Genomic DNA, 7,007 nt, shown 5'->3' on the forward strand with positions numbered 1-7,007 from the left:
GGGCCTCCGGGAGCGCCGTGCGGCGCGATCGCCGGCGCGGGCCGGGGCCGGGGTCAGGCCCGGTCGAGGCGCAGGCGTTCGGCTTTCGGGAGGCCGGCCACGACCAGGTCGTACGAGTCCTCGATCAGCTCCCGGACCACGCGGTCCGTCAACCGCCCGTCGACGGTGACCGTGTTCCAGTGGCGCTTGTTCATGTGCCAGCCGGGCGCGATCTCCTCGTGCTCCTCGCGGAGCCGGGCCGCGATCTCCGGCTCGCACTTGAGGTTGACCTTGAGCGGCTCGGCGTCCAGCGCGGTGAGCGCGAACAGCTTGCCGAGGACCTTGAAGACGGATGTCTCGGGGCCGAAGGGGAACTCCTCCGTCGCGGCGTTGAAGTCGAGGCAGAACGCCCTCAGCTCCTGCGGCGTCATGCCGCCTCCTTCTCCTCCGGCTCCACCAGTACTGTGACGATCTTGTTCCGGCGGCCGGCCGGCGACTCCGCGGTCAGGCGCAGCGAGCGCCCGTCGGGGAGGTCGACCGTCGCGGAGGCGCCCGCGATCGGCACCCGGCCGAGCGCCTTGGCGAGCAGTCCGCCGACCGTCTCCACGTCCTCGTCGTCGTACTCGTCGAAGCCGAAGAGCTCGCCGAGGTCACCGATGTCGAGTCGCGCGGTCACCCGGTAGCAGCCGTCCTCCAGCTCCTCGACGGGCGGCAGTTCGCGGTCGTATTCGTCGGTGATCTCGCCGACGATCTCTTCGAGGATGTCCTCGATGGTGACGATGCCGGCCGTGCCGCCGTACTCGTCGATGACGACGGCGACGTGGTTGCGCTCCTGCTGCATCTCGCGCAGCAGGTCGCCCGCGTTCTTCGTGTCGGGGACGAAGACGGCGGGGCGCATCGCGGTCGAGACCAGGTCGGACTCGGACTCACGGTTGATGTGGGTCTTCCTGACCAGGTCCTTGAGGTAGACGATGCCCACGATGTCGTCCTCGTTCTCGCCGGTCACCGGGATGCGGGAGAAGCCGGAGCGCAGGGCGAGCGTGAGGGCCTGACGGATCGTCTTGAAGCGCTCGATGGAGACCAGGTCGGTCCTGGGGACCATGACCTCCCGTACGAGGGTGTCGCCGAGCTCGAAGACCGAGTGCACCATGCGGCGCTCGTCGTCCTCGATCAGCGACTCCTGCTCGGCGAGGTCGACCATCGCGCGCAGCTCCGCCTCGCTGGCGAACGGGCCCTTGCGAAAGCCCTTGCCCGGGGTGAGCGCGTTGCCGATGAGGATCAGCAGCTGCGGGACGGGGCCCATGACGCGGGCGAGCGGGAGCAGGACGTACGCGGACGCGGTCGCCGTGTTGAGCGGGTGCTGGCGGCCGATGGTGCGCGGGGAGACGCCGACGGCGACGTACGAGACGAGGACCATCACGCCGATGGCGAGGGCCAGGGCCTCCCACGTCTCGTCGAACTCGCGCAGGCAGGCGTACGTCACGAGGACGCCGGCGGCCATCTCGCAGGCGACCCGCATCAGCAGGGCGACGTTGAGGTACCGGGTCGGGTCGGCCGCGACCTGCGCCAGCTTGGCGCTGCCGCGCCGGCCGGAGCGTGCGGCCTCGGCGGCCCGGAAGCTGGAGACGCGGGCGATGCCCGCCTCGGCGCAGGCGGCCAGCCACGCGACGACGACCAGCAGGACGGCGCCGGTGATCAGTTGGGCGGTCATGAAACGGTCGGCGCGGGGGACGGACCGGTGTGGCCCTTCTCCGCTCGCCAGCCGTCGACGATCGCCGCCTGGAGGCCGAACATCTCGGCCTTCTCGTCCGGCTCCTCGTGGTCGTAGCCGAGCAGATGCAGCACGCCGTGGACGGTGAGGAGCTGGAGCTCCTCGTCCATGGAGTGCCGCGTCGGGGCTTCCTGCCCCTGCTTCTCGGCGACCTCCGGGCACAGGACGATGTCACCGAGGAGCCCCTGCGGGGGCTCCTCGTCGTCCTTCTTCGGCGGACGCAGCTCGTCCATCGGGAAGGACATGACATCCGTCGGCCCGGGGAGGTCCATCCACTGGATGTGGAGCTGCTCCATGGCGGCCGTGTCCACGACGATCACCGAGAGTTCGGAGAGCGGGTGGATCCGCATCCGGGTGAGCGCGTAACGGGCGATGTCGAGAATCGCCTGCTCGTCGACCTCGGTGCCGGATTCGTTGTTGACGTCGATCGACATGGTGCTGGATCTACCCCTGCTTCAAAGTCACAGCCCGTTTTGGCTGTCGTCGTACTTCTGGTACGCGTCGACGATACGGCCGACCAGCTTGTGCCGGACGACATCCTGCGACGTGAGCCGGGAAAAGTGGACGTCGGGTACGTCGTCCAGGATCTCCTGGACCTGGCGCAGGCCGCTCTTCGTGCCGCCCGGGAGGTCGACCTGGGTGACGTCGCCGGTGACGACGATCTTCGAGTCGAAGCCGAGCCGCGTCAGGAACATCTTCATCTGCTCGGCGCTGGTGTTCTGCGCCTCGTCGAGGATGATGAACGCGTCGTTGAGCGTCCGGCCGCGCATGTACGCCAGCGGGGCGACCTCGATCGTGCCCGCGGCCATCAGGCGCGGGATCGAGTCGGGGTCCAGCATGTCGTGCAGGGCGTCGTAGAGCGGGCGCAGGTAGGGGTCGATCTTCTCGTAGAGCGTGCCGGGCAGGAAGCCGAGCCGCTCGCCCGCCTCGACGGCGGGCCTGGTCAGGATGATCCGGGTGACCTGCTTGGACTGCAGGGCCTGGACCGCCTTGGCCATGGCGAGGTACGTCTTGCCCGTACCGGCGGGGCCGATGCCGAAGACGATGGTGTGCTTGTCGATGGCGTCGACGTACCGCTTCTGGTTGAGCGTCTTGGGGCGGATGGTGCGACCGCGGCTGGAGAGGATGTTCTGGGTGAGCACCTCGGCCGGGGTCTCGGTGGCGGCTTCCGCGCCACCGCCGTTCCCGTTGGCTCTGAGCATGGCGATCGAGCGTTCCACTGCGTCCTCCGTCATCGGCAGTCCGGTGCGGAGCACCAGCATCATCTCGGCCAGCAGGCGCTGGATCAGGGCGACCTCCGTGGGGTCGCCGACCGCGCTGACCTCATTCCCCCTGACATGGATGTCCACGTCGGGGAAGGCGTTCTCGATCACGCGCAACAGGGAATCGCTGGAACCCAGGACCATCACCATGGGGTGCGTGTCCGGCACGGTGAACTGGGCGCGGGCCTGCGGCTGTGTGGGTGTCTGAGTCATGGGCCGGCACTGTGGCCTGCACATACCTCCCGTTGCAGGGTTCTCGCTGCTCGACAACCTCGTGCCACCAAGCGTACGTCGGTGCACCGACAAGGCCGAAGGCTTTTCGCACCCCGCGCCGCGCCCGCCCGCCGAACGCTCAGGCGGGACTGCGGAAACCGATCGTCGGCACCGCCCGGCGCAGCGGCCACCCGCGCGTGGCCGTGGGCAGCAGCCCGTCCAGGAAGGCGTACCGGCGCAGCGCCTGCGGATCCTGGCCGTCGACCGCCTGCACCTGCTGCCACCACGCCGCGATCTCCGACCAGCCGGGCGCGGAGAGCGATCCGCCGAACTCCTGCACCGAGAGGGCCGCGGTCAGCCCGGCGAAGGCGAGGCGGTCGGCGAGCGGCCAGCCGGCGAGCGTACCGGTGACGAATCCGGCGACGAAGACGTCACCGGCGCCGGTCGGGTCGAGCGCCTCGACGGCGATGGCGGGGACCTCGGCGGTCTCGCCGGTCGAGCCGTCCACGGCGTACGCGCCCTCCGCGCCGAGCGTGACGACCGCGACCGGGACCTTCTCGGCCAGGGCGCGGGCGGCGGCGCGCGGGCAGTCGGTGCGGGTGTAGCGCATGGCCTCCTCGGCGTTGGGCAGGAACGCCTCGCAGTGCTCCAGGTCGGCGAGGCCGGCCAGGTCCCAGCGGCCCGTGTCGTCCCAGCCCACGTCGGCGAAGATCTTGGCGCCCCGGCGGGCCGCGGAGGCGATCCACTCCTCCCTGCGGCCGGGGGTGAGGGCGGCGATGGCGGCCCGCGCGCGGGGCGGGCAGTCGGGGAACGGCCCGGGTCCGGCGGGCGGCGGGGCCTCGTGGCCGTGCGACACCATGGTCCGTTCGCCCTCGTACGCCATGGAGACCGTGACCGGCGAGTGCCAGCCGGGAACGGTCCGTGACATCTTCAGGTCGATGCCCTCGCCGTCGGCGAGCGCGTCCCAGCAGTACTCGCCGTAGTGGTCGTCGCCGAAGGCGGCGGCCAGGGACGTCCGCAGGCCGAGGCGGGCCAGCGCGGTGGCCATGTTGGCGACGCCGCCGGGGCTGGAGCCCATGCCGCGCGCCCAGGACTCGGTCCCGCGCACCGGGGCGCTGTCGAGGCCGGTGAAGATGATGTCCAGGAACACGGTGCCGGTGAGGAACACGTCGCAGCACGGGCCGTCGGGCTCGCGAAGCCCGTCCAGGGGGTCGAGACGCGCCTCGTCCCGCCGGCCGCTGACGTCGATGTCCGTGGCCGCTGTCGTGGCCGCTGCCTGCTTTCTCACCGTGCTCACCGTGCGCTCCCGTGGTGTGGTGCGGATTCAGGCCAGTGTGCCCGATACGCGCCCACGGCAGCTCGCGGTGATACGACGGCGTCCTCGCCCCGGCCTCACCAGCGGGGCAGCACGGGCGCCCGCCAGGTCTCGTGTCCCCGCGCCGCGCGCATCGCCGCCGCGTCGTCGCGGTCGCGCAGCGCGCCGTACGACGCCTCGTCGAGCCAGCGGGCGTGCAGCCGCTCCAGGGCGTCGCGGTCGAGCTCGACGCCGAGGCCGGGGGCGTCGGAGACCGGGAGCCGGCCGTCGGTGAAGGTGTGGCGCCGGGTGATCACGTCCTCGGTCTGCCACGGGTAGTGGCTGTCGCAGGAGTGGCCGAGGTTCTCCACGGTGGCCGCGACGTGCGTCATCGCGGCCAGGCTGATGCCCATGTGGGTGTTGGAGTGCATGGACAGGCCGACGCCGAAGGCCCGGCAGACGGCGGCCAGTTCGCGGGTGGCCCGCAGCCCGCCCCAGTAGTGGTGGTCGCTGAGCACCACCTGCACCGCGTCGGTCAGGAACGCCTCGCGGATCTCGGGAACGGCCGTCACGCACATGTTGGTGGCGAGCGGCACGTCCGTTCCCGCCGAGACCTCCGCCATCGCGGCGGTCCCGGGCGCCGGGTCCTCCAGGTATTCGAGAACCGCCCCGAGCTGCGCCGCCACCTCCAGGGAGGTCCTCGGCGTCCAGGCGCCGTTGGGGTCGAGCCGCAGGGGCTGTCCCGGGAACGCCTCGGCCAGCGCCCGTACGGCGGCGACGTCCCGCTCGGGCGGGAAGACACCGCCCTTGAGCTTGAACGAGCGGAAGCCGTGCTCCCGCGCGAACCGCCGCGCCTGCGCCACGATCCCCGCCGGATCGAGCGCGGCGCCCCAGTCGTCGGGCTCGCCCGCGCCGCCCGGGTGCCGCTCCCAGCGGTAGAAGAGGTACGCGCTGTACTCGACGTGGTCGCGCACCTTGCCGCCGAGGAGTGCGTGCACGGGCTGTCCGTACGCCTTCCCGAGCGCGTCCAGGCACGCCACCTCGAAGGCGGACACGACGGACAGCCGCAGCTTGTCGGCGGTCCGCGCGCCGCGCAGACCGCCGACGCCGACGGCGTGCTCCACGCGCGCGTGGCCGACGCCGATCCGCTGGGCGAGCGGGAGCAGTCCGTTCAGGTCCGCGACCGAGCGGCCGGTCAGCAGCTCGGCGTACGGGCGGGCGAGTTCCAGGTACGCGGTGTCGCCGTACGTCTCGCCGAGCCCGGTGACGCCGTCCGCCGTGACCACCTCGACGACCAGGCGCGGGGTGTAGGGCTGGTGCACGCCGTGGACGTTGAGGAGGGGCGGGTCACAGATGAGGACGGGGGTCAGCCGGACGTCCGCGATGGTCAGGTCCGCCACAACAGTTCATCTCCGTATGCAGACGGCGTCCACGTAGGGGAACGCAGCGTAGAGAGACGCCCGCAGGGGCGTCAACGATGCGGCGCGGGCGGGATCAGAAGACGTACGCGTCCACCTCGGCGAGGTACGCCTCCCTGCGCTTCTCGTCGTGGTCGAGGAAGGACGCCCGGAAGGAGTTGCGGGCCAGCTCGCGCAACTGCTCCTGGCCGAGTCCGAGCGCCTCGCGCACCGCGTGGAACGTGTCGCCGACGTACCCGCCGAAGTAGGCGGGGTCGTCGGAGTTCACGGTGACCAGCAGCCCGGCGTCCATCATCGCCCGCAGCGGGTGGTCCTCCAGGACGTCGACGGCCCGCAGCCGTACGTTCGACAGCGGGCACAGCGTCAGCGGCACCCGGTCGCGCACGAGCCGCTCCACGAGCTCGGGGTCCTCCAGGGAGCGCAGTCCGTGGTCGACGCGCTCGACGCGCAGGATGTCCAGCGCCTCCCAGATGTACGCCGGCGGGCCCTCCTCGCCCGCGTGCGCGACCGCGCGCAGCCCGAGGGCCCGCGCGGCGTCGTACACCTCGCGGAACTTCGACGGCGGGTGCCCGACCTCGGCCGAGTCCAGGCCGACGCCCGTGATGCGGTGCAGGTACGGCGTGGCGGCCTCCAGCGTCCGCATCGCCGACTCGGCGGACTCGTCGCGCAGGAAGCACATGATCAGCTGGGTGGAGATCCCGTGCCGCTCCTCGCTCCGGTCCAGGGCGCGGGCGAGCCCTTCGACGACCGTGCCCAGAGGGACTCCGCGCGCGGTGTGCGCCTGCGGGTCGAAGAAGATCTCGGCGTGCCGCACGCCCTGAGCGGCCGCCCGCGCCAGGTAGGCGTCGGCGAGCCGGTCGAAGTCGTCCTCGGTGACCAGGACCGCCATCAGCGCGTAGTACAGGTCGAGGAACGACTGGAGGTCGTCGAAGAGGTAGGCGCGGCGCAGCTCCTCGGTGGTGGAGTAGGGCAGCACCACGGCGTTGCGGGAGGCGAGTTCGAAGGCCAGCTCGGGTTCGAGGGTGCCTTCGATGTGGAGGTGCAGTTCGGCCTTGGGGAGGGGCATGGGG

At 71.5% G+C, this 7,007-nt stretch carries 7 protein-coding genes; all 7 read right to left on the reverse strand.

The genetic code is table 11. The features are described from left to right. Nucleotides 1-53: 53 nt before the first annotated feature. Nucleotides 54-410, reverse strand: coding sequence for an MmcQ/YjbR family DNA-binding protein (locus tag E2E34_RS08455; RefSeq protein WP_138901290.1), 357 nt, complete (start codon nucleotides 408-410; stop codon nucleotides 54-56). Continuing rightward, complete coding sequence (locus E2E34_RS08460; protein WP_138901291.1) at nucleotides 407-1,690, reverse strand: hemolysin family protein; 1,284 nt, start codon at nucleotides 1,688-1,690, stop codon at nucleotides 407-409. Before E2E34_RS08460 ends, E2E34_RS08455 begins: the two co-directional genes overlap by 4 nt. Further along, nucleotides 1,687-2,184, reverse strand: coding sequence for an rRNA maturation RNase YbeY (ybeY, locus tag E2E34_RS08465; protein ID WP_138901292.1), 498 nt, complete (start codon nucleotides 2,182-2,184; stop codon nucleotides 1,687-1,689). The genes E2E34_RS08460 and ybeY overlap by 4 nt, the downstream gene beginning before the upstream one ends. 27 nt (nucleotides 2,185-2,211) lie before the next feature. Then, on the reverse strand, nucleotides 2,212-3,225 hold the full coding sequence (locus tag E2E34_RS08470) for a PhoH family protein (RefSeq protein ID WP_138901293.1): 1,014 nt from the start codon (nucleotides 3,223-3,225) through the stop codon (nucleotides 2,212-2,214). Nucleotides 3,226-3,364: 139 nt separating this feature from the next. Further along, nucleotides 3,365-4,474: a carbohydrate kinase family protein gene (locus E2E34_RS08475; RefSeq protein ID WP_138901296.1), complete on the reverse strand. Its 1,110-nt coding sequence runs from the start codon at nucleotides 4,472-4,474 to the stop codon at nucleotides 3,365-3,367. Nucleotides 4,475-4,617: 143 nt separating this feature from the next. Then, nucleotides 4,618-5,919 (reverse strand): enolase C-terminal domain-like protein, encoded by a 1,302-nt coding sequence (locus E2E34_RS08480; RefSeq protein WP_138901294.1) that lies wholly within the window; start codon nucleotides 5,917-5,919, stop codon nucleotides 4,618-4,620. A gap of 94 nt (nucleotides 5,920-6,013) precedes the next feature. Then, entirely contained in the window at nucleotides 6,014-7,003 is a 990-nt protein-coding gene (locus tag E2E34_RS08485; RefSeq protein ID WP_138901297.1) for an adenosine deaminase, read from the reverse strand. Between the last annotated feature and the right edge of the window lie 4 nt (nucleotides 7,004-7,007).

Origin of the sequence: Streptomyces albidochromogenes (genome assembly GCF_005981925.1) — a bacterium.
Lineage (GTDB): Bacteria > Actinomycetota > Actinomycetes > Streptomycetales > Streptomycetaceae > Streptomyces > Streptomyces albidochromogenes.

Excerpts from the sequence above, each read along its gene's own strand:
- E2E34_RS08455 (WP_138901290.1), bottom strand. The coding sequence starts at position 410 with ATGACGCCGCAGGAGCTGAGGGCGTTCTGCCTCGACTTCAACGCCGCG.
- E2E34_RS08460 (WP_138901291.1), bottom strand. The coding sequence starts at position 1,690 with ATGACCGCCCAACTGATCACCGGCGCCGTCCTGCTGGTCGTCGTCGCG.
- ybeY (WP_138901292.1), bottom strand. The coding sequence starts at position 2,184 with ATGTCGATCGACGTCAACAACGAATCCGGCACCGAGGTCGACGAGCAG.
- E2E34_RS08470 (WP_138901293.1), bottom strand. The coding sequence starts at position 3,225 with ATGACTCAGACACCCACACAGCCGCAGGCCCGCGCCCAGTTCACCGTG.
- E2E34_RS08485 (WP_138901297.1), bottom strand. The coding sequence starts at position 7,003 with ATGCCCCTCCCCAAGGCCGAACTGCACCTCCACATCGAAGGCACCCTC.